Annotated in this window: 19 protein-coding genes; 12 read left to right on the top strand and 7 right to left on the bottom strand. The window is 64.9% G+C overall.

Going from position 1 to position 21171, the window contains the following annotated elements:
* Positions 1–17: 17 nt before the first annotated feature.
* A complete protein-coding gene (locus GXH28_RS03415; protein ID WP_169237604.1) occupies positions 18–812 on the bottom strand; it encodes an enoyl-ACP reductase FabI in 795 nt (264 codons plus the stop codon).
* A gap of 262 nt (positions 813–1074) precedes the next feature.
* Between GXH28_RS03415 and GXH28_RS03410 the strand changes: the two genes are divergently transcribed.
* A complete protein-coding gene (locus tag GXH28_RS03410; protein WP_169237603.1) occupies positions 1075–2649 on the top strand; it encodes an amidase in 1575 nt (524 codons plus the stop codon).
* A gap of 57 nt (positions 2650–2706) precedes the next feature.
* On the opposite strand, the gene GXH28_RS03405 is transcribed toward GXH28_RS03410, so the two are convergent.
* A complete protein-coding gene (locus tag GXH28_RS03405; protein WP_320447903.1) occupies positions 2707–3606 on the bottom strand; it encodes a homocysteine S-methyltransferase family protein in 900 nt (299 codons plus the stop codon).
* A 47-nt stretch (positions 3607–3653) separates the two neighbouring features.
* Here GXH28_RS03405 and GXH28_RS03400 point away from each other — a divergent pair, with 47 nt between their 5' ends.
* The gene (locus tag GXH28_RS03400) at positions 3654–4859 is read left to right on the top strand and encodes a geranylgeranyl reductase family protein (protein WP_169237602.1); all 1206 of its coding nucleotides are present in this window, start codon (positions 3654–3656) and stop codon (positions 4857–4859) included.
* Positions 4860–4966: 107 nt separating this feature from the next.
* Here GXH28_RS03400 and GXH28_RS03395 read toward each other — a convergent pair whose 3' ends face one another.
* Positions 4967–5971 carry a PrsW family intramembrane metalloprotease gene (locus tag GXH28_RS03395; RefSeq protein ID WP_169237601.1) on the bottom strand — a complete coding sequence of 335 codons (1005 nt, stop codon included), beginning with the start codon at positions 5969–5971 and terminating at the stop codon, positions 4967–4969.
* Between the two features lie 68 nt (positions 5972–6039).
* Here GXH28_RS03395 and GXH28_RS03390 point away from each other — a divergent pair, with 68 nt between their 5' ends.
* Genes GXH28_RS03390 through GXH28_RS03375 form a run of 4 tightly spaced genes read left to right on the top strand, consistent with a single transcriptional unit; the run spans position 6040 to position 12258 of the window.
* Positions 6040–6291: a hypothetical protein gene (locus GXH28_RS03390; RefSeq protein ID WP_169237600.1), complete on the top strand. Its 252-nt coding sequence runs from the start codon at positions 6040–6042 to the stop codon at positions 6289–6291.
* An 11-nt stretch (positions 6292–6302) separates the two neighbouring features.
* Positions 6303–7103, top strand: a complete 801-nt coding sequence (locus GXH28_RS03385; RefSeq protein WP_169237599.1) for a sialate O-acetylesterase — start codon at positions 6303–6305, stop codon at positions 7101–7103.
* A 29-nt stretch (positions 7104–7132) separates the two neighbouring features.
* Positions 7133–10780 carry a chromosome segregation protein SMC gene (gene smc, locus GXH28_RS03380; protein WP_169237598.1) on the top strand — a complete coding sequence of 1216 codons (3648 nt, stop codon included), beginning with the start codon at positions 7133–7135 and terminating at the stop codon, positions 10778–10780.
* Positions 10777–12258, top strand: coding sequence for a phytoene desaturase family protein (locus tag GXH28_RS03375; RefSeq protein ID WP_169237597.1), 1482 nt, complete (start codon positions 10777–10779; stop codon positions 12256–12258). The genes smc and GXH28_RS03375 overlap by 4 nt, the downstream gene beginning before the upstream one ends.
* A gap of 23 nt (positions 12259–12281) precedes the next feature.
* On the opposite strand, the gene GXH28_RS03370 is transcribed toward GXH28_RS03375, so the two are convergent.
* Complete coding sequence (locus GXH28_RS03370; RefSeq protein ID WP_169237596.1) at positions 12282–12749, bottom strand: hypothetical protein; 468 nt, start codon at positions 12747–12749, stop codon at positions 12282–12284.
* Between the two features lie 9 nt (positions 12750–12758).
* Positions 12759–13727, bottom strand: a complete 969-nt coding sequence (locus tag GXH28_RS03365; protein WP_169237595.1) for a DNA translocase FtsK — start codon at positions 13725–13727, stop codon at positions 12759–12761.
* 150 nt (positions 13728–13877) lie between these two features.
* On the opposite strand from GXH28_RS03365, the gene GXH28_RS03360 reads away from it, so the two are divergent.
* Both GXH28_RS03360 and GXH28_RS03355 read left to right on the top strand, forming a co-directional pair.
* Positions 13878–14999 carry a dipeptidase gene (locus tag GXH28_RS03360; RefSeq protein WP_169237594.1) on the top strand — a complete coding sequence of 374 codons (1122 nt, stop codon included), beginning with the start codon at positions 13878–13880 and terminating at the stop codon, positions 14997–14999.
* Positions 15000–15053: 54 nt separating this feature from the next.
* Entirely contained in the window at positions 15054–16265 is a 1212-nt protein-coding gene (locus tag GXH28_RS03355) for a lycopene cyclase family protein (RefSeq protein ID WP_206156698.1), read from the top strand.
* Here the strand turns inward: GXH28_RS03355 and GXH28_RS03350 are convergent.
* Positions 16222–16815: a protoglobin domain-containing protein gene (locus GXH28_RS03350; RefSeq protein WP_169237593.1), complete on the bottom strand. Its 594-nt coding sequence runs from the start codon at positions 16813–16815 to the stop codon at positions 16222–16224. The genes GXH28_RS03355 and GXH28_RS03350 overlap by 44 nt on opposite strands.
* A 111-nt stretch (positions 16816–16926) precedes the next feature.
* On the opposite strand from GXH28_RS03350, the gene GXH28_RS03345 reads away from it, so the two are divergent.
* Positions 16927–17253 carry a winged helix-turn-helix transcriptional regulator gene (locus tag GXH28_RS03345; RefSeq protein WP_240550141.1) on the top strand — a complete coding sequence of 109 codons (327 nt, stop codon included), beginning with the start codon at positions 16927–16929 and terminating at the stop codon, positions 17251–17253.
* Positions 17254–17317: 64 nt separating this feature from the next.
* Complete coding sequence (locus tag GXH28_RS03340) at positions 17318–18745, top strand: L-fucose/L-arabinose isomerase family protein (protein WP_169237592.1); 1428 nt, start codon at positions 17318–17320, stop codon at positions 18743–18745.
* Between the two features lie 37 nt (positions 18746–18782).
* Here GXH28_RS03340 and GXH28_RS03335 read toward each other — a convergent pair whose 3' ends face one another.
* Positions 18783–19796: a phytanoyl-CoA dioxygenase family protein gene (locus GXH28_RS03335; RefSeq protein ID WP_240550140.1), complete on the bottom strand. Its 1014-nt coding sequence runs from the start codon at positions 19794–19796 to the stop codon at positions 18783–18785.
* Between the two features lie 41 nt (positions 19797–19837).
* On the opposite strand from GXH28_RS03335, the gene GXH28_RS03330 reads away from it, so the two are divergent.
* Both GXH28_RS03330 and GXH28_RS03325 read left to right on the top strand, forming a co-directional pair.
* A complete protein-coding gene (locus tag GXH28_RS03330) occupies positions 19838–20653 on the top strand; it encodes an AraC family transcriptional regulator (RefSeq protein WP_169237591.1) in 816 nt (271 codons plus the stop codon).
* Positions 20654–20812: 159 nt separating this feature from the next.
* The gene (locus GXH28_RS03325) at positions 20813–21169 is read left to right on the top strand and encodes a hypothetical protein (protein WP_169237590.1); all 357 of its coding nucleotides are present in this window, start codon (positions 20813–20815) and stop codon (positions 21167–21169) included.
* Positions 21170–21171 lie beyond the last annotated feature (2 nt).

Raw genomic sequence — 21171 nt, 5'->3', positions numbered from 1 at the left:
GCGCTCGGAGCCGGCCATCAACCGCCGGCGTCGTCGCTGAGCGGGAAGCCGACGTTGAAGCCGGCGTCCACGTAGTGCACTTCGCCGGTGACACCGGCGGCGAGGTCGGAACACAAGTAGGCGGCCGCATTGCCGACGTCTTCGATGGTGATGTTGCGGCGCAGCAAGCTGATCTTGCTGAACTCGCTGATGAGCGCGCGCGAGCCCGCGATGCCGGCAACGGCCAGGGTGCGAATCGGCCCGGCGGAGATGGCGTTGACGCGAATGCGCCGCTCATCCGCGCCGAGGTCGGCAGCCAGATAGCGCACACTGGCCTCCAGCGCGGCCTTGGCCACCCCCATGACGTTGTAGTGTGGCACGGCGCGCTGCGAGCCGATGTAGGTCAGCGTCAGCAACGCGCCGTTGGGCCGCATGAGCGGCGCAACAGCGCGGGCCAGCGCCGTGAACGAATACACGCTGATGTCCATCGCAGTCATGAAGCCCTGACGAGTGACGTTCAGGTAAGGGCCGCTTAAGTCGTCCCGATTGGCAAAGGCGATCGAGTGCACCAGAATATCAATCGCACCGAAGCGCGCCTGGGCTTTCTCCATTACCCTTGCGATGTCCTCGTCTTTGCTCACATCGCAAGGCTCAATCCAGTCGGAGCCGAGCGATTCGGCCAGCGGGCGCACGCGCCGCTCGAGTTTCTCCCCTGCATAACTGAAACCGAGCGTTGCGCCTTCGCGGTGAAAGGCCTTCGCAATGCCCCAGGCGATGCTGTGATCGTTGGCGACACCGAAGATCAGCGCAGTCTTACCGGTGAGTAGTGCCATGTTGTTGCTTCCTTACGTCCGATTCACGTATGCGGAGAAGTATACGCAATGCCGGATTATCCACGCGGGCCCGCCGTCCTTCGCCGAGCGCGCCCGCCTGTAGGCGGGACATGCGCCAGCGTCGGCGATGCCCTCGCCCACCCGCCGCCGGTTGTGAGGCGCAGCGGCTTCTTCGGTGCAGAAACAGCTTGGGGTTGCAGCCGGCCTTGGATGATGCGCTCGGCGCTTGCACAGGCTCGCGGCTGCGTCCATGATTGCCGGCATGGCGCATGAATCGGCAAGCTCCCTCACCCATCTCTCCGCCACCCGGCTGGCTGCCTTGATGGCGCGCGGCGAGATCTCCGCAACCGAAGTCGTCCGAGCGCACATCGCCCGCATCGAGGCGGTCAACCCCAAGATCAACGCCCTCGTCGTCAAGCGGTTCGACCAGGCGCTGCGCGAGGCGAAAGCGGCCGACGCCCGTCGCGCGCGCGGCGAGCCGCTGCCACCCTTGCACGGTGTGCCGATCACCCTCAAAGAGTGCCTTGACCTCGTAGACACGCCGAGCACCTTCGGGATGCCCTCACGACGCGGGGACCTTGCGAAGACCAACGATCGCTACGTCCAACGCCTTATTTCGTGCAGCGCGATTGTGATCGGCAAAACCAATGTGCCGCAGGCGTTGATCTATAACGAGAGTAGCAACGCGCTCTACGGTCGGACGAACAATCCCTGGGACGTGGCGCGCACACCCGGCGGCAGCAGCGGCGGCGAAGGCGCGCTCATCGCCGCCGGCGGCTCGCCCCTCGGCCTGGGCACCGATATCGGCGGCAGCTTGCGACTGCCGGCTCACTTCTGCGGCATCGCAAGCCTCAAACCCACATCCCTGCGCACGCACGACTATAGCCGGTTCGCTGAGCTGGCGTTTGAGTTCGGGCCGATCACTTGCGTCGTCGGGCCGATGGCGCGCGATGTGGCCGATCTCACGTTGGCCCTACGGCTCATGGGCACGGTGCCCCACCCGCGCTTGCCATCGCCCCCGCCGCTGGGCGACCCGGACGCCGTGGATGTATCGAAGCTGCGGCTGGGGTTCTTCACCTATGACGGGCTCATGCGACCATCGCCCGCTGTTGCGCGCGCAGTGCGCGAGGCCGCAGACATGCTGCGCGCCGCAGGCGCGCAGGTGATCGAATGGGAGCCGCCCGATCTCCGCCAGGCCGAAGCCCTCTACATACGCCTGCTCACCGCCAACGGCGCATCAGTCTTTCGCGCGGCTTTGGCGCACGACAAGCCTGAACCCCAACTCGCCTTGCTGTATTGGCTGGCGCGGCGCTCGCCACGGACAGTCAAGCGCTTCCGGCATGTGCTGGCTACCCTGCGCCAGATGAATTTCGCTCGACAGCTCGACAGCATCGGCTTCACCGCCGAGGACATCCCACGCTTGACCGATGCAGCGGAAGCCTATCGTCGCACCTTCGCAACAGCCATGGACCACGCCGACGGCGGTCCGCTGGACGGGGTGCTGAGTCCGGCTTGCTTCTCGCCCGCTTGGCCGCACGGCGCCAGCCGGGAGCTGATCACCGGCGGCGCATATTCCATCGTCTATAACTTGCTGGGCTATCCGGCAGGCGTTGTCCCGGTGACCCGTGTGCGACCCGATGAAGCGATCGTGCGGCCGCTTTCGCCAGACGTGGTGGACATAGCCGCGCGCCGCGTGGACATCGGCAGCGCCGGCCTGCCGGTGGGCGTGCAGGTAGCCGCGCGACCATGGCAGGAGCACGTCGCGCTGGCCGTCATGAAGGTCATCCAGGACGCAGCCCGCAAACGCGCCGACTACCCAACGACGCCTGTGGTCTGAGCTTGCCGCCGCGAATGGAGACCCAAGCACCAGACCTTCGGCGCGCCCCCGGCCTCTTCAACGTTCACCCAGTTGAGCGCTGACGGCTCGGATGTGCTCCGGCGTCGTGCCGCAACAGCCGCCGATGATCGTCGCGCCCAGGTCGCGCCATTCGCGCGCGGCTTCGGCGTAGGCGTCCGGCGAAACCGCGTTCGTCAACGTCCAACCCACGCCCTCATCCACGTGGCCAACGTTGGCGTATGCGCCCAGGGCGACGTGAGACGGCGCAACGCTTCGCAGCAGCTTCAACGCCGGAGCAACCTGTTTGACCGGAATGCAGTTGACCAGGATAGCCCGCGGCTTGAACGGCAGCACGGCGCGAACAGCATCGGGCAGCAACTCCCCGCTCAACAGGCGATTTTCATCGTCCAGTGTGAAGCTCACCCACAACGGTTTGCCGGTGGTATGTGCGGCGCGCGCAGCGGCGACGGCTTCACGAATCGTGTTCTGCGTCTCGACCAGGATCAAATCCACGCCGGCAGCGGCCAGGTTGTGCGCCAGGCTGGCGTGCTCCTCGGCCAACTCGGCGTCGCTGGGTACGAGTTCGGGCGAATAGCAATCCTCGACGGGAGCGATGCTGGCGGCGACTAGGATGGGCAGATCGGCAGCCGAGGAGCCAGCGGGAGCGCAACCCTGCCCCTGTCGCCATTCCATCACCGCGCGCCGCGCCAGCGCGACTGCCCGGAAGGTCAATTCGCGCGCGCGATGGGCGATGCCGGCTTTGGCCAGTGCGCGCACGTTGGTGCGGAAGGTGTTCGTGGTGATGACGCGCGCGCCGGCATCGAGGTAATCGCGGTGAATTTGCACCACGACATCCGGCGCAGCATCAAGCGCAATCGCCGACCACAGCGGCAGCGACGTATCCACGCCGCGCCGGGTCAGCTCCGTGCCCATCGCCCCATCGAGGATGATCGTCACATCATCATTCTAAAGCAGCGGCCCCGCTCCCGTGGTTCAATTGCGGTATGCACGACGTAGCGATCATTGGCGCCGGCCCAGGCGGCTCGGCAACGGCGCACTATCTGGCGCAGCGCGGCGTGGACGTGTTGCTGCTGGACAAGGCCGACTTCCCACGCGACAAGACCTGCGGCGACGGGCTCACGCCGCGGGCGGTGAGTGTGCTGCAAGACATGGGGGTGGTCGAGGAACTCCGGCGCGTCGGTCACATCATCCGGCGCTTCGAAGTGTTCGCGCCGAACCACTGCTCGACCGCCGACGCGCTCACCATGCCCAATGGCCTGCCCGACTTTGCGCTGGTCGTACCGCGTCTCACGCTCGATCATCTACTTCTCCAGCGAGCCATTTGCAGCCATGCGCGCTTCGAGCCGCGCGTGCACGTGAGCGCCCTGCACATCGAGGAGTCGAACGGCACGCCACACGTCAAGCTCCAGGGCGAACGCGACGGACGGCGCGTCTGCTTTGGGGCACGCCTGGCGGTGATCGCTACGGGTGCGAACACCGGCTTGCTGCTGCGCACCGGCATCTTGCGCGCTCCACCCAGGGTCATGGTCGCCGCACGCGCTTACTTCGAAAATATCCGCGGGTTGACCGACGCCTGGACGCTGCGCTTCGACGGCGCACCTCTGCCGGGCTACGGCTGGGTATTCCCTATCGCTTCGGATGTGGCCAATGTCGGCGTCGGATACTTCAAACACGATCGGAAGGCATCGGCGTTGGGCTGCTTCGAGTCCTTCCGCCGGTCACCGGCCATGCAGCGATTGCTGGAGGGCGCAACGCAGGCCGGCCCGGTGCGCGGTTATCCGCTCCGCGAAGACTTCCTCACGTCGCCGACCTTCGGCGAGCGCGCGCTGCTGGTGGGTGAAGCTGCCGGGCTCGTCAACCCACTCACCGGCGAAGGCATTGACTACGCGCTGGAGTCGGGCCGCATCGCTGCCGACCACGCCTATAGCATGCTCGAGTGCGGCCGTTTCACGCCTCAGCAACACGCCGCATACGACCGCGCCCTGCGCGAGCGCTTCCAGGCGTTGTTCGAGTTCTGCGCCTGGGTGCGCCGGTGGTGCCTGCATCCGATCGCACTCAACGCGCTGGTGGCTATGGCGAACCGGCGGAACGACCTGCGCAAAAAACTGATGAACGCGGTGCTCGGCGGCGCGCCCATCCGCGGCAAGCCAACCGTGGGGCGCGTGATCCAGGCGCTGGTCGGGCGGTAGAAGCCAACGGCTTAAGCAAGCTGATCGCATACGCTGCCGACCGCTTCGGCGCCTGCGCTCAGGCCGACGCGACCGCCGAACCGGCCGATGGCAGCGAGACGCCCACCTTATCCGCTCTTATCGCGATCGGCAGCGTCCGACGACTGCGATGCGGATGCCATACGCACATGCGGATAGCTCAGCTCGCGAAGCTGGGCGCGCAAGCGATCTATCTCTTCCGCCACATCTTCGCCATATTCGATAAGCTGTCGTTTGCGCTGCGCCAGCTCGCCCGCCAGGTGGTAAAACGATTTGCCGAGCCGCGGCGCGCTGCGCGATTTTGCATTCCCCCGTACGCCCGAGAGGGCGGCGTAGGTTTCCGGGGTGATGACATCCGGCGACTCATCGGCGAGGTAGGCCTTGAACATCTGACGGTCGCGACGCGCACTCAGCCAGCGCAAGCCCAACATCAGCACGATCAGCAACCCATAGTTCAGGGCGGTGACCAGCAGCGTCGAACCGCTGCTCGCCTCAACCAGTGTGACGGACGTGTTGTGGATCGCGTGCACGGCAATCGCTGCCGCCCAGCCCAGCGCGATGCTCCAGAGTGCGCGCAACCGCGACGGGGCATGGCGCGCAACGCCAAAGCCCAAGCCGATGAGCGAGGTGTAGAAGCCGTGCATAAAGCCAAACACGATCACACGCAAGACGAACAACTCAATCCAGTCCGCCAACCCACCGGTGTTTGCCAGGTAGAGGACGTTCTCGACGTAGGCGAAGCCGAAGCCTACCGTCGAGCCGTACACGATGCCATCTACCCAGCCGTCGAACTCGCGCCGACGCCAGAGGTAAAGCGCAGCGACCGCCAATCCTTTGGCCAGCTCCTCCGTCAACGGCGCGAAGACGATCGAAGTGGCCGCCATGGATGCCGGCTCACCCCACAAGTACGACACCGGCAACGAGAAGATCAATTGCAGGACAAGCGAGATGAACGCCGCCGGGAGCGCGCCCCACAAGAACGCAGCGATGAGGTACTTGGCAGGTTCCTGTTCGAAGCGATCTATGCCGTGCACCAGGCGCGCATACCCGTAGGTGGGAATCGCGATGAAAAGAGCCGAAAGCCAGACCGGCACAGCGCACCCATTATACTGAGCATCGCCCGTACTCGCATTTCGCTATCTCTGAATCTCTGAGGTTCCTTGTGTCTGACTTCCGTCAACAGCACGTGATCCGGGCCAGCGACATCGGCCAGTATGCCTACTGCGCGCGCGCGTGGTGGCTTATCAGCGTGGTCGGCGCGCCTTCGGCGAACGCGGCCGAGCTACAGCGCGGCGCAGCGATGCACCGCCGCCACGGACGGGCGACGTGGCTATCCGGCGTGTTAGTCATCGCCGCAGCGGCGCTAGCCGGGCTGGCGCTCCTCATCCTCATCGCCAGCATCATCGCCCGATGAGCCTTCGGCCTATGCTCCCCCGTCGGATGGCGATGCGGGTCGTGCTCATCGCCACGGCGATCGCGCTGCTGCCGGCGCACGCCCAATCACCTGCACCGACGCGATCGGCGCGCCCCCGCGTCATGGTCGCGCTGGTTTTCGGCCAATCGAACGCCGGCAACTGGGGCGAGAGCCGGCGCACCGCCGGGCCGCGTGTGCTCAGCTTCTTCCGCGGGCGCTACAGCCGCGCCCGCGACCCCTTGCCCGGCGCAGACGGCAACGGCGGCAGCGTGTGGACTCGACTCGGCGATCGAATCATCGCCGCCAGGCTCTACGATCGCGTGGTGTTCGTGCCGGCCTCGATCGGCGCGACAGAGATCGCGCAGTGGGCGCCGGGGGGCATCTTGCACAAAGACTTGCTGCGCAACGTTCGCGAAGCTCAGCAGGCCCGGCTGGTCTTCACCCACCTGCTGTGGCATCAGGGCGAGAGCGACGCTGCGTTGGACACGCCGGCAGAGGACTACCAACAACGCTTTCGGGCCATGCTGAAGGCCATCCGCGCGCTGGGCGTGGATGCGCCGGCGTTCGTGGCAATCGCTACGCGCTGCGGCCAGTATCTCCCCCACGAGACGATCCGCACCGCCCAGATTGGGCTGGCCGATCCCAAGCTGGGCATCTTCCCCGGGCCGGACACCGATCAGCTTGGACCAGAATATCGCTACGACGGCTGTCACTTCTCCGACGCCGGTTTGGAAGCACATGCCGAGATGTGGCTGCAGGTGATTCGGGAGCACAAGGGCAAAATGGAAGCGACGCAACGCCGGCCCGGCTGACACGCGGGTGTGATTAGAATCGCCCCGCAATGCGCCTGAAGACTCTCACGCTCAACGGCTATAAAACCTTTGCCAGCAAGACGCGCTTCGAGTTCGGCGAAGGCATCACCTGCATCATCGGGCCCAACGGAAGCGGCAAGAGCAACATCGCCGACGCCATCCGCTGGGCGCTGGGCGAACAACAGTTCTCCTTGTTGCGTGGCAAGAAGACCGACGACATGATCTTCGCCGGCAGCGCTCGGCGCCCCCGCGCTAGCATGGCGGAGGTCATCCTCACCTTCGACAATAGCGATGGCTTCTTCCCGATCGAGTTCAGCGAGCTGGAGATCGGCCGGCGGGCCTACCGCGATGGCACCAACGAATACGTGCTCAACGGCAACCGCGTGCGCTTGCGCGACGTGACCGATCTGCTGGCCCACAGCGGTTTAGCTGAACGCACCTACACGGTGATCGGCCAGGGCCTGGTAGACGAGGCGCTGGCGCAAAAGCCGGAAGAGCGCCGGGCGCTGTTCGAAGAAGCCGCCGGCATCGCCGGCTATCGCGACCGGCGCGAGGACGCCCTGCGTAAGCTGGAAGAGACCAACCACAACCTGGCGCGCGCCCGCGATATCCTCAACGAGATCACGCCGCGCCTGAAGCAGCTCGAACGGCAGGCCGAGCGCGCGCGCCAGCATCGCGCGCTGGCCGACGAATTGAATCAGCTTGCCCGCATGTGGCTGGGCTACCACTATCGGCGCATCCGATCGGCCATCGAAATGGCTGCCGCCGCCCAACGCGACGCGCAACGCGCTGTCGCCGAGGCGCTGGATGCGATCCGCACACTGGATGAACGCAGCGTCGCATTGCGCGAGGCGCGCCGGACGCTCCAGATGCGCTTGGCCGAGATGCATGCCCGGCGCGACGCGACGCGCCAGGCCGCCGAGGTTGCATCGCGCGAACTGGCCGTGATGCGCGAGCGCGTCGCCGCGCTGGGAGGGCAGGCCGCCGAAGCCCAGCGCGAACTGGACGAGTCGGCTGCTGCAGTGGATGCGCTCACCGCGCGCGTTGACGAGGCGCAGGCCGCCCTGGCGGCGGCGCAGGCCGCCTGCCGGGAGCGTCAACGTGAGCTTGAACTCGCTGAGATGGCTGCGTCTGAGCAGCAGCACGAGCGCGCCGTGCTGGAAAGAGGACGCGCCGAGGCGGAGCAGCGCCTGAGCGAAGCCGGCGACGCCGTGCAGGCAGCGCGCGACCACATCGCCGGCCTGCGCGCCCGACAAGATGCACTGCGACAACAACTCGACACGCTGTCCAGGCGCGCGGCCGACCTGAGCGCACAGCGCGAAGCGGAGTTAGCCGCGCTGGACGAGATGCATTCGGCCATGGAACGCGAGGCATCGCAGATGAACCTGTTCGAGGCGCAGTACGAGTCGGCGGTGCAAACGCTTGAGTCGGCGCGGGCATCGTTGGAACAAGCGCAGTCGGTTCTGGCCGCGGCAGAGGCAGAAGAGCGGTTGACCTCGCGCATGACGCTCTTCGCCGACATGCGCGCCCGGGCTGCCCGCAGCGCCGATGAGCTGGCCGCCATGGCAGCGCAGGCCGATCTGCCCGGCGCGCGCGGCGCGCTCTCGTCGTTCATCCAGATCGCGCCGGATGACCAAAAGGCTGTCGAGGCGGCGCTGGGCGAGTTGCTCGGCGCTGTCGTCATCGCGTCCGACCGGCCGGAGGAGGGCGAAGCCGGCTTGACGCGCCTGCGCGCCTGGCTCGTCGAGCAAGCATCCGGCCGGCTCGCCGTGATCCTGACCCACGCGCTGCGCGCCTTTGACGACGAACCGGATGCAGAGGATCGAATCTTGAGCGAGCGCGCCCGCGCATGCCACGCCCGCCCACTGCTCGACGCGATCGGCGCCCCGGCGTGGATAAAACCGGCCCTGCGCATCATCGCCGGCCGAATGTTCATCGCGCGTGACCTGGACGCCGCGCGCACGCTGGCCGCGCAGTTGCCCGCCGGCTGCCTATGCGTGACGCGCGACGGCGAAGTAGCCCACGCCATCGGCACGTTGTCGCTATCGGCCGGCGCGCGCTCGCCCATCGTCCCCAGCATGGAAGGCGAGGCGCTGACCGCGCCGGACTACGAAACCGCGCTGGCCAACCTCGAGCGCGCCCGACAACATCGCGACCAGGCGCAGCACGAATTTGAAGCGGCGCGTCGCCTCTTGGCACAAACCAGCCAAGCGCGCGACCTCTTCAACCGCGAAAGCGCCAACCGGCGCAACCGCATCGAGGCGATGCAGCGCAAGATCAGCTTGTTGGAGGAATCTCTGGCTGCGCTGGCCGGCGACATGCAACGCCTGACCGAAGAGGTCGAGTCGCTCGACCGGCAACTGACGGAGGCCCGCGACGCGCTCGCCCAGCGCGAAGCAACCCTCGCCCAAGCGCAGCAGGCGCTGCGCGAACTGGACGCCCGCCTGAACGAGCAGCTCCAAAGCGGCTGGCTGGAGTCGCTCACGGCCGCACAAGCGATGCTCGCGGCCGCGCAAGGCGCGCTGCAAAACGCCGAATCGCTCAGCCGTGAACGCGCTACGGCGCACGCCGAGGCGCTGGCGCAGCGCGAAACACGCGCACGCCGCCTGGCCGAACTGACCGCGCAACTGCAAGCGGCTGAGGCTACGCTTCAACACATGGCCGACACGGTCGCTCAGACAGAAGCCGCTTGGCGCGAGGCCGACGCCGAGATCGCGCCGTTACAAAGCGAGATCGCCGCAGTCGAGGCGCAACTCGCCGAGTTGGATGAGCACCGGCGAGCTGCCGAACGCACGCTGCGCGAGCGCGAATCCCACCTGAACGCGATCACGCTGGAACTGGCGCGACACAACGATGAGTTGGAGAATTTGCGCCAACGCGCCCTAGTCGAAGTTGAGCACGAAGCCCCGAAACCGGAACAAGCAGAGGACGCCGCAAGCGCCGACGGGATAGCCGCAAACCCGGCGCACATCCTGGAGACGTTGCCTTTCGTCGAAGCATTGCCCACCGGCATCGAGGAACGCATCGCCCAATTGCGCGGTCAGATCAAACGCCTGGGCGCAATCAACTACGAGGCGCAGGCCGAGCTCGAGGCATTGAGCGAGCGGCACCGCTTCATCACCACGCAATGCGACGACCTGGAGAAAGCCTCGGCGTCGCTGCGGCAGGTGATCGCCGAGCTGAACGACGTGATGAAAGACACCTTTCGCCAGACGTTCGAGGCGATCGCCAACGCCTTCCAGAACACATTTAAGACGTTGTTCGGCGGCGGCCAAGCGCGGCTCGCGCTCGTCAACCCAGACAACATTGACGAATGCGGCGTGGAAATCCACGCCCAACCGCCCGGCAAGCGCCCGCAATCGTTAGCGTTGCTCTCTGGCGGTGAGCGCTCGCTCACCGCGACGGCGCTCCTGTTCGCCATCCTACAGGTGAAGCCGACGCCATTCTGCGTGCTAGACGAGGTGGACGCCGCGCTGGACGAGTCGAACGTCGGGCGCTTCCGTGCGATGCTGGAGAGCCTGAGCAACGGCACGCAGTTCATCATCATCACCCATAACCGGCGCACGGTGGAAGCTGCGACGACGATCTACGGCATCAGCATGGGCGCCGATGGCGCCAGCACCGTGCTGAGCCTGCGGCTGGACGAAGTCAAGCTCGCCGACGGACACCGCACATGAAGACGGACGTTATCGTCATCGGCGCCGGCATCGGCGGGTTAAGCGCCGCCATCCGGCTGGCCGCACACGGCTACCGGGTCACGCTCCTCGAAAAGCTCGATCGCCCCGGCGGCAAGATGGGCGAGGTGCGCGCAGAGGGATTCCGCTGGGACACCGGCCCGTCGGTCATCACCATGCGACACGTCTATGAGGGACTGTTTGCCGATGCCGGGCGCGACTTGCGCGACTACCTCGATCTCGTCCCGCTACAGCCGATCACGCGCTACTTTTGGCGCGATGGCGCAACAATTGACGCCGTGGCTGACGAGGAAGCCATGTGCGAGAACATCCGGCGCGCCTTCGGCCCGCGCGATGTGGATGGCTACCGCCGCTTCATGCGTTACACCCGGCGTCTTTACGAGGTGGTGAGCGGTCCCTTCCTCTATCGGCAAAAGCCCACGCTGCGCGACTTAGCATCGCTGCCGGTGGGCGATGTGCTGAGGATTGATGCGCTGCGCACGATGCACCAGGCCATCCGTGCGCACTTCCGCGATCCGCACCTGGTGCAGCTCTTCGACCGCTTCGCCACCTACAACGGCTCATCGCCCTATCGCGCGCCGGCCACGCTCAACGTGATCGCCTACGTGGAGATGGCGCAGGGCGCATGGTATCCGCGCGGCGGCATCTTCCGGCTTGCGCGAGCCTGGGAACGGTTGGCCAGCGAGCTGGGCGTGGAGCTGCGCTACAACAGCCCGGCGCAGGAGATCTGCATCGCATCCGGCAGGGCCTGTGGCGTGCGGCTGATGAGCGGAGAGACCATCCGCGCCGACGCAGTCGTATGCAATGTGGACTACACCTGGGCGCGTGAGACGTTGATTCCAGACCGCGCGCGCCGCAAAGACACGCCCGAACCCTCCTGCAGCGGCTTTGTGCTCCTGCTCGGCATCCGCGGAGCGCACGACGCGTTGGCGCACCACAACATCTTCTTCACCCCAGATTACCGGCGCGAGTTCGACGACATCTTCGTCCGGCGCATCGCGCCGCGCGATCCGACGCTCTACGTGTGCATCACCAGCAAGACCGACCCCGATCACGCGCCGCCGGGCTGCGAGAACTGGTTCGTGCTCATCAACGCGCCTTACCTGAGCGAAGCCTATGACTGGCGAGCCGAGGCCGAGCGCTACGCGCAGCACATCAAAGGATTGCTGGTGGCCAACTTGGGGCGCATTGCTCCGCTATCGGACGCGCAAGGGCTGGTGCAGGTGGAACGCCGGCTCACGCCGTTAGACTTGCAGGCGACCTACGGCGGCCATCAGGGCGCGATCTATGGCTTCTCATCAAACACGCGCACAGCGGCATTCATGCGGCCGGGCAACCGAGACGGCACGATCGGCCGGCTCTACTTCGCCAGCGGCAGCGTGCACCCCGGCGGCGGCGTGCCGTTGGTCACGCTGTCGGGCATTGCAGCGGCGCAGTGCGTCGAAGAGGACTCGCAATAAGCAGCCGCCGGCCTGGCTGAGCGCTAGAAGCGCACTCGATCGTCCCGCAGGTCGTCTCCGACGGCGCTCGGTTCAAGCGACGCCTCGATCTCCTGCGCCTCGCCCGACTCGCCGATGAGGTAGAAGCGGCGCTGTGTTGCGGGCAACACATACTCCGGCGCAGCATCGGGCGCGCGAAACTGCGGGGCCGGCGATGGCGTGCGAATGTCGTAGGACACATCGGACGGCGTCGGCATCACCCAATACGGCGGCGGGCTAGGCGGCATATAGGCGTACCGTGGCCGGTCATAGCGCTCGCGGCCGGCGTCATCGCGCTGCCGGAAGATGATGATGACGACCAGCAGCGTAAGCGAAGCAAGCATGAGCAGGGCGATGAACATGCCGAACAAGAGCGAGACGGCGAACAAGTCGATGCGCGAGCCGACGAACGCCGCGAGGACAGCCGAAAACGTCACCAGGCTTACAGCGGCCGCTTTGTTGAGTCTATCCATGTCGCCCTCTCAGATTGGCATCGCTGCTTGGAAGCGGATCACTCGCCCGGACGCGACTGCGATGAAATCGCCGTTGCCCATCAGCTTCTCCGCGCCGGTGGCGGGCATCCCGGCCGCCACGCGCGCGTCGTCCGCCGACACGACGCGCCCCACCAACCGCAGCGGCAGATTCGCCTTCAACAATGTGCCGATCACCCGCGCGGAAGGCTTCTGCGTGCAAGCGATCAGGTGAATCCCGGCTTCGCGCCCGCGCTGGGCGATGCGTGTAAGCAGATCGGTGATGCGCGCGCCGCCCGCCTGCACCAAGTCTGCCATCTCATCCACATAGACCGCGATGCGAGGCTGTGGGTCGCTCAGGTTCGTCCGCCGCTCCATCACATCCACCACGCGCATCAGGGCCGCGTTTGCCTCGTCCGGCGTGTGCGCCACGCCGAGAAGCATGTGGCGTTCCACCGCTCGCGAAAACGCCGCATCGTGGCTGCGCTTGGGATCCAGGATGACCAGGCCGAATTGGCTGGGACGATGGAATCGGCAGAGGCTGATCAAGATGCTGCGCGCGAGCGAGGTCTTGCCCGAACCGGTGGCGCCAGCAATCAGGATGTGAGTCACCTCGGGCGAGGACAGACAAGCCATCAACGTTGCGCCGTCCTCGGCCAGGCCGAGCACGGCCGTATACGGCGGAACATCCCTGACCGACGCCATCAGCGTCGTCAAGCGCACCGGCGCGCGCGTCTCGCGCGGAATCTGGATGGCCAGATGAGCGCCGCTCTGCGTAATGCGGACGTTTGCGTTACCCAGGGCCAGGGCCAGATCGGCCTGGAGGGCTCTGACCTGGTTCACCTTCGTCCCCGGCGCAGGCTGCAACAGCATCTCGACGAAGCCGGGCAACACTTTGCCGCCCACAACGGCAACCGGCGCTTTGCGTTCGCGCAACACCGCTTCGATCTGATCGGCAGTCTGGTATAGCTTGCGATACATCCCGGAGCCATCCTGTAAATTGAGTGTTCTTCACATCAAATTATCTAGAACATGTGTTCTAGCGTCAAGTGTCACCGGCGAAATCCTCGAATTTTGGAAAAGCCGCGCACAGGTTGCGATTTCGCGCCGGACGCCCAATACAATTGCCGTATGCCGCGTGCAACTGCTCGCCACCCGCTTATCGTGGATGCGCATCTCGACATCGCCTACAACGTGCTCTACAAACAGCGCGACTACCGTCGCTCGGCCCTCACGACGCGCGCGATCGAGCGCAACAGCCCGGTCGAGAAACAATCCGGCCAATGCACGGTCGGCCTGCCGGACATGATCCGCGGGCGCGTCGGGCTATGTTTTGGCACAATCTTCGTCGAGCCGTATTCGCGCAAGCTGGGCGAAGGCTGGCCGGCCTATCGCGACGCGCGCGAAGCGCACACCTTGGGCATGGCACAACTGGATTTTTACCGGCGCTGGGCCGAGGCGTACCCCTCTGTGACGCTGGTGACGACGCAGAGGGAGCTGGCGGCCGTCTGCCGGCGATGGGGTGTCGAGGAGAGCCGTGAGGCATCTTCGGTCGGCTCCCGATTCTCGACGCCCCACTGCGTCGGCATCGTGCTGCTCATGGAAGGCGCCGACCCGATCTTGGAGCCGAAGGAGCTGGAGCGCTGGTACGAGCGCGGGCTGCGCATCGTCGGGCCGGCTTGGGACACGACGCGTTACGCCGGTGGCACGTGGAGCGGCGGGCGGCTGAGCAAGCTTGGCCGTGAGCTGCTGGATGTGATGGCGCAATTCGGCGTCATCCTCGACGTCAGCCACATGTCACACGCGTCGCTCTACGAAGCGCTGGACGCCTTCGAGGGCCGCCACGTCATCGCCAGCCATAGCAACCCCTACCGCTACGCGCCGACGCCACGCCACCTGCCAGATAGGGCCATCGAGATGATCGCTGAGCGCGGCGGCGTGATCGGCGTGGTGCTCTACAACCGCTTTCTCAAGAAGGATTGGAGCGGCAAGAAGGAAGATGTGACGCTCGATGACGTGGTGCGCATGGTTGATCACATCTGCCAGGTGACCGGCAGCGCCGACCACGTCGGCATCGGCAGCGATTACGACGGCGGGCTGGGCTACAACGATATCCCGCGTGAGCTGAACACCATCCGCGACCACTACAAGATCGGCGACGCACTGCTCGAACGCGGCTTCACCGAGCAACACGTGGCACAGATCATGCGCGGCAACTGGCTGCGCATCCTGCGCGAGGCGCTGCCAACGTAGGGTAAATTACGAATCATCAGTCGTGATTGATGATTGACGACTGGGGATTAGAGATTGGAGATTGAAGGTCGCCTCGATTACATCATCGCCGGGGCAGGCGCCGCGGGGCTGAGCCTAGTCTATTACCTGAACCAAGTCGGCCTGACCGACCGGCGCATCTTGCTGCTCGACCGCGCGCCGAAGACGGCAAATGACCGCACGTGGTGCTTTTGGGAAGTCGGCGAGGGCATCTTTGAGCCGATCGTCTTCCGCCGATGGGAGCACCTGGCCTTCCACGGCGAAGGCTTCTCCACCGTGCTGGAGATCGCGCCCTATCGTTACAAGATGATCCGCGGGACAGACTTCTATCGCTTCATGGACCAGTGGCTGGACGCGCAGCCAAACGTTGCGCGTGCCTACGCCGAAGTGACGAGCGTGACCAGCGATGGTGATGAAGCCATCGTGCGCACGCGCGACGGACACACCTATCGCGCCGCGTGGGCCTTCAACAGCATCTTGTTCGATCCACCGGTTCGGCGAACAACATACCATTACCTGCTCCAGCACTTCCTGGGCTGGGTGATCTACACGCCGGCGCGCGCGTTCGATCCGCAGATTGCGACGCTGATGGACTTTCGCGTGGATCAAGCAAGCGACACGCGCTTCGTCTATGTGCTGCCGCTCGATGCGCATACGGCGCTGGTGGAATACACCGTGTTTTCGGGTGAGCTACTCCCCCGCGCCGAATATGTCCGGCAACTGGCCGGGTACATCAACGACCGCTTGCGAATCGCCGACTACGAGGCGCAGCACGAAGAGTTCGGCGTGATCCCGATGACCGACGCGCCCTTCCCCGCCCGGCACGGCGCGCGTGTGATCAACATCGGCACGGCCGGCGGCTGCACCAAGCCCAGCACGGGCTATACCTTCCAGCGCATCCAGCGACACGCGCGGCGCATCGCGCAGGCGCTCAAGGCAACCGGCCGTCCCCACGTCGCAACGCCGCTGCTCCACAGGCGCTATGAGTTGTTCGATAGCGCGCTGCTGAACGTGCTGGACGAGGGGCGCGAACGCGGCCGGCGTGTGTTCACCGACCTGTTCGCGCGCAACCCGCCCCAGCGCGTGTTTCGCTTCCTGGATGAGGACACGACGCTGCTGGAGGACCTACAAGTGATGAGCAGCGTGAACATCCCTGTATTCATGGCCGCGACGGCCGACGCGCTGCGCCGCCGGCTTGCCCCGCCTAGAAGTCACCCGCTTTCACATACGGATAGCTCCACAGGATGACCTGCACGATCACCGATTTCAGCCAGGCTTGATACATGCCCTCCACGTCGGCAGGGCTGTGACCTTTCTTGGCCAGGAAGGGCTTGAGCGTGAAGGTGATCGGGTAGATGAACGCCGGCAGGTAGCGATAGCTGACGTTCTCTACCGAGCGTGCGCCGTCGGTCTTGTTTTTAGCCGAGCGATGATGCCGCCGGCCGATCTCGAACTGATAGTCCAGCCAGGCTTGATCGTAGTTGGCAGAAGCGGTATCGAGGATCCACCGGCCGAATCGCTTGCGCACGGCAGCCAAGTAATCACCTAGCGGCGCGCCAGTGGCCTTGTCCGTGAAGTAGTACACCAGGTGCGGATGCGAGGCGACGAACCCATACCACACGTCCAGCACGGCCTCGATCTGATCGGCCAGCACGTCGCGCGACATGCGCAGGTATTTCACGTCCTCGTCGGAGAACAGGACGGCGGTTTTGATCTTCTCGAACTCCTCCAGGCTGATCGGCGCGCGCGGCACAGCCGGCGTGCCATAGGTGTAACCGGCAATGGCAGTTTGCGTCATAGCGTTCACCCCTGTTGTTAAAATCTCCGTGCAATAGCTTAACGAGATGTGCCGACGATTCAAGCAGGCACAAATCGGTAACCTAGGCACAAAACGGTAAGGATTGGCCAGATGAACACGACCACGACCGCGAACCCCACCCAGCACACGCCGGTCAGCCGGATGGTGGAGGATGTCGTCGGCTGCAAATGGTCGCTGGCGATCTTGCAGCACGTGCGCCGAGGCGTATGCCGGCCAGGTGCGTTGGAGCGCAACATCCCCGGTCTGACGACCAAGGTGATGAACGAGCGGCTGAAGAAACTGGTCAGCTACGGCATCCTCGAACGGTCGGCGTATCCGGAGGTGCCACCGCGCGTCGAGTATCGCCTCACGCCGTTCGGTGAGAAATTCATGGTGATCCTCGATGCCATTGAGCAACTGGAGGCGGAGACGCAATGAAACGCGTACAAAGCGATCACCTGCACTTGCCAAGTTGCCATAGGTCAACTAAAAGTATTGTGCTATGGCAACCATCACGAACAAACGGCCCACCCTCGGTGTCATCGTCGGCAACCGCGGGTTTTTCCCCAAACATCTATGCGTCGAAGGCCGCAAGGCCGTGCTCAACACGCTGAGCGAGCTGGGCATCGAGGCGGTGATCGCGCCGGAGGATGCGACGGCTTACGGCTCAGTGGAGAGCATGAACGAAGCGCGGCTCTACGCCGACCTGTTCCGGCAACACCGCGACGACATTGACGGCATCCTGGTCACCCTGCCCAACTTCGGCGACGAGCGCGCCGTCGCCAACACGATCCGCTGGGCCGACCTGGGCGTGCCGGTGCTGGTGCACGCGTTCAACGACGACGCCGCCAAAATGACCATCGCCGACCGGCGCGATAGCTTCTGCGGCAAAATGAGCGTGTGCAACAACCTGGCGCAGTACGGCATCCCGTTCTCGCTCACAACGCTGCACACGTGCGACCCAACCAGCGAGCACTTCAAGGCCGACCTGCGCAACTTCGTCGGCACGTGTCGGGTGGTGAGGGGCTTGAAGCACGCCCGCGTGGGCGCGCTCGGCGCGCGCCCGCAAGCATTCAACACCGTGCGCTACAGCGAGAAGTTGTTCGAGCGGAGCGGCATCAGCGTCGAGACGCTGGACCTGAGCGAAGCCTTCGGGCGCATTGCCAAGCTGCGCGACGACGATCCGGCGGTGAAGGCGTATCTCGACCGCATCCGCGCCTACGCCAAGGTCGGCCCGAACGTGCCGGCGGAGGCGCTGACCAAGATGGCCAAGCTCGGCGTGGTCATTGAGCGCTGGATGGACGACACGCAGCTCGACATGACGGCCATCCAATGCTGGACCGCGATGGAGGAATACTTCGGCGTGGTGCCATGCACAATCATGAGCATGATGAGCGACCGGCTACAAAGCAGCGCATGCGAGACCGACGTGGCCGGCGTGGTCGGCATGTATGCCATGGCGCTGGCCAGCGGCAAACCCAGCGCGCTGGTGGACTGGAACAACAACTACGGCGAGGATCCCAACAAGGCGGTGGTCTTCCACTGCTCCAACTTACCCGCGCAGGTGTTCACCGACATCCCGGTGATGGATTACCAGGAGATCATCGCCGGCACGGTGGGTGCCGAGAACACCTACGGCACGATGTATGGCCGGGTGAAAGCCGAGCCCTTTACTTTCTGCCGTGTGAGCACCAACGACGCCAAGGGGCGCATCGAAGCCTACGTAGGCGAAGGCGTGGCGACCGACGATCCACTCAACACCTTCGGCGGCTATGGCGTCGTGCAGGTGGAGAACTTGCAAGCGCTGCTGCGCTATATCTGCGAAAACGGCTTTGAGCACCATGTGGCCATGAACATGAGCCGCTGCGCCGACGCTGTCGCCGAAGCGCTGGGCAAGTATCTCGGCTGGAGCGTATACCGGCACCGGTAGGATTGGATTGGAAAGGGGCGATCGCGTGCGATCGCCCCTAGTCATGATCCTCGGCCAGCAGCATCATATTGCGGAATTTGAGCGCCTCGATGTTGCGCTCGATGTTGCCGCAGCCGCCTTCGCCGCTGGGCCGCACGTGCGCCGCCACGCGCTCTTCGATCCCCTTCCACGCATACGGGTCCACTCCCGCAATCATCACGATGTCGCGATAATCAAGGCCGGCGATTGAGCCGTAGGGCTTGTCGCCCCAATGCCAGGGCAACAGCGACTCGGCGCTCATGTAGTGGTTCACCAGCGCGCGCCGGTAGCCGCTGCGGGCATAGTTCGGCAACGAGCGGTGCAGGAGATAACCGTTGAAGAACACGATGCTGCCGGCCTTCACCTCGACCGGCACGGCGTCGGCGTCCGTATAGGGAAACATGGTCGCCTCGCCGGCGCAGTCGAAGCGCGGGTCGCGCTGTTGATGCTGTGGCCAGAGGATGCCGTGCTTGTGCGAGCCGGGGATCACCCACAGGCAACCGTTCTCGACCGTGGCGTCATCCATGGCGATCCATGCGCCGGTCAGCGAACGATCGCGCGTAGGGATGTAGAACTCGTCCTGGTGCCAGGCCTGGCCTGGCTTGCCGCTGGCCTTGATGAATAGCATGCTCTGCATGCACTTGACATTCGGGCCGATCACGCGCGTGAGCACCTCGACGATCGCCGGCAACGACAGCGCGTCATACATCACCCTGGATAGCTTGTGCGGGAAGTGGATGCACAAGTAGCGGCGCATGACATCGTCGTCGCTTTCATTCGGATCGGCCGGCGTGACGCCCTTGATCGGCCCTCGATCGCCACGGCACAACGCAACGGTCTCGCGGATCAGACCGTGCAACACATCGGGATTGGCGCCGTCCTCGATCACCAAAAAGCCGTTGTCCTTGTAAAACTGCGCCTTGTCGGGCGTCATCGGTAGGTTGAACCAGCCCGCCGGCTGCCCGGCTTGCCACGAGCCGAAGGGCGGGAAGGGCAGGCGTGGGTCGAGCGAATCGGTTTGTGTTTCTCGCATGGACATGCGAGACTTAATAGCGCGTTTCCCACTCGTGCGCCATGTCTGCGCTGATTCAGAATTTATCCAGCGTTCATCGCATCTGCACCACGGGCACGGTCACGTTTGGAGACGTGACCTACCGGCCGGGCGGACAGTGCGGGCCGCGCGTGCAGCAGGACTTCCAACTGGTCGCCGTCTACGAGGGCGAAGCTTACATCCAAGTGGATGACGCGCTGCGTCACTTGCCCAGCCAGCACATCGCCCTGATGCAGCCCGGCCACGCCGAGTGGTTTCGATTCGCTGTTGCGACACGAACCCATCACACTTGGTGCGCCATGCACCCGTCGCTGGTCGAAGCGCCATTGCGCGAGGCACTGACCGCAGCGCCGTTCTGCCTGCCCATCACGCCGCGTTTGCACGGTTTGATTGAGATGGGACTCTCGTTTGCGCCAAGCGACCTGCCCTCGGCTCAGGCGCTGCTGACACAACTGGGGCTGAGCGCGCTGCACGCCTACGCTTTCGAGACCGAATGCGCTACGCTGAATTCGCTCACGCCCGAAGTCATCGTGAAGGCACAACGATTCATCGAGTCCAACCTGTCGCAACCGATCACACTGGACGAAATCGCTCGCGCGGCCAACGTGTCGCCCGCTCACCTCATTAAGCTCTTCCGCCGGCACCTACACACCACGCCGATGCGTTACGCGTGGGACACGCGCGTCCGTCGCGGCGCGCAATTGCTCATCCAGAGCGGCCTGCCGGTGTGTGAGATCGCCATGCAGTGCGGCTTCCGGACGCCGTTTCACTTCTCGCGGCTCATCAAGCAACGCTATGGCTGCGCACCGCGCGAACTGCGCCGACGCGCCTGGAGGTGAGCTGCTCACAGGGGAGATCGCCGCGGGTGAAGGCGGCGGCAAGCACACCCTCGCCGATGCGTTGCGCAACGCAGATGCCGCCGGACGACGGAACCTATCTGCAATGCTTCTGCAATGTTGCGATGCTATGATCCGAGCGCGCTTTCCAGGTGTGACGCTATGATCCAGGCCGATATCAAGACCATCCCGAACGCCAAGAGTCTGCGCACCTACACCGTAACGTTGACCTATCCGGCCTTTCGCTGCCGCTACGAGATGGAGCCGGAGAAGACGAACTTCGCTGTGATGACGATCACTTACGCGCCGAACGAGGTGATCTTCGACTTCCCCAGCTTCATGGCGTACCTGCGCTCATTCGAGGACACGCCCATCTCATTGGAGAGCGCCGCCAACCGGGTGCTCGATGACATGTTCGAGCGCCTGCGGCCGATCTGGGCGCGGGTGCACGTGCGCACCGAGCGCGAACACGGCGTGGTCATCGAGATCGCGGCTGAACATGGGCAACCGGTCCGGTGAAA

Source organism: Candidatus Roseilinea sp. NK_OTU-006 (assembly GCF_012931985.1).
Classification (GTDB): Bacteria; Chloroflexota; Anaerolineae; order J036; family Brachytrichaceae; genus JAAFGM01.
The sequence above is the reverse complement of the archived record's forward strand: the minus strand, read 5'-3'. Positions and strand labels throughout refer to the sequence as shown.

Excerpts from the sequence above, each read along its gene's own strand:
- GXH28_RS03410 (WP_169237603.1), top strand. The coding sequence starts at position 1,075 with ATGGCGCATGAATCGGCAAGCTCCCTCACCCATCTCTCCGCCACCCGG.
- GXH28_RS03370 (WP_169237596.1), bottom strand. The coding sequence starts at position 12,749 with ATGGATAGACTCAACAAAGCGGCCGCTGTAAGCCTGGTGACGTTTTCG.
- GXH28_RS03345 (WP_240550141.1), top strand. The coding sequence starts at position 16,927 with ATGAACACGACCACGACCGCGAACCCCACCCAGCACACGCCGGTCAGC.
- GXH28_RS03375 (WP_169237597.1), top strand. The coding sequence starts at position 10,777 with ATGAAGACGGACGTTATCGTCATCGGCGCCGGCATCGGCGGGTTAAGC.
- smc (WP_169237598.1), top strand. The coding sequence starts at position 7,133 with ATGCGCCTGAAGACTCTCACGCTCAACGGCTATAAAACCTTTGCCAGC.
- GXH28_RS03340 (WP_169237592.1), top strand. The coding sequence starts at position 17,318 with ATGGCAACCATCACGAACAAACGGCCCACCCTCGGTGTCATCGTCGGC.
- GXH28_RS03350 (WP_169237593.1), bottom strand. The coding sequence starts at position 16,815 with ATGACGCAAACTGCCATTGCCGGTTACACCTATGGCACGCCGGCTGTG.
- GXH28_RS03415 (WP_169237604.1), bottom strand. The coding sequence starts at position 812 with ATGGCACTACTCACCGGTAAGACTGCGCTGATCTTCGGTGTCGCCAAC.
- GXH28_RS03335 (WP_240550140.1), bottom strand. The coding sequence starts at position 19,796 with ATGCGAGAAACACAAACCGATTCGCTCGACCCACGCCTGCCCTTCCCG.
- GXH28_RS03365 (WP_169237595.1), bottom strand. The coding sequence starts at position 13,727 with ATGTATCGCAAGCTATACCAGACTGCCGATCAGATCGAAGCGGTGTTG.
- GXH28_RS03325 (WP_169237590.1), top strand. The coding sequence starts at position 20,813 with ATGATCCAGGCCGATATCAAGACCATCCCGAACGCCAAGAGTCTGCGC.
- GXH28_RS03360 (WP_169237594.1), top strand. The coding sequence starts at position 13,878 with ATGCCGCGTGCAACTGCTCGCCACCCGCTTATCGTGGATGCGCATCTC.
- GXH28_RS03385 (WP_169237599.1), top strand. The coding sequence starts at position 6,303 with ATGCTCCCCCGTCGGATGGCGATGCGGGTCGTGCTCATCGCCACGGCG.
- GXH28_RS03400 (WP_169237602.1), top strand. The coding sequence starts at position 3,654 with ATGCACGACGTAGCGATCATTGGCGCCGGCCCAGGCGGCTCGGCAACG.
- GXH28_RS03330 (WP_169237591.1), top strand. The coding sequence starts at position 19,838 with ATGTCTGCGCTGATTCAGAATTTATCCAGCGTTCATCGCATCTGCACC.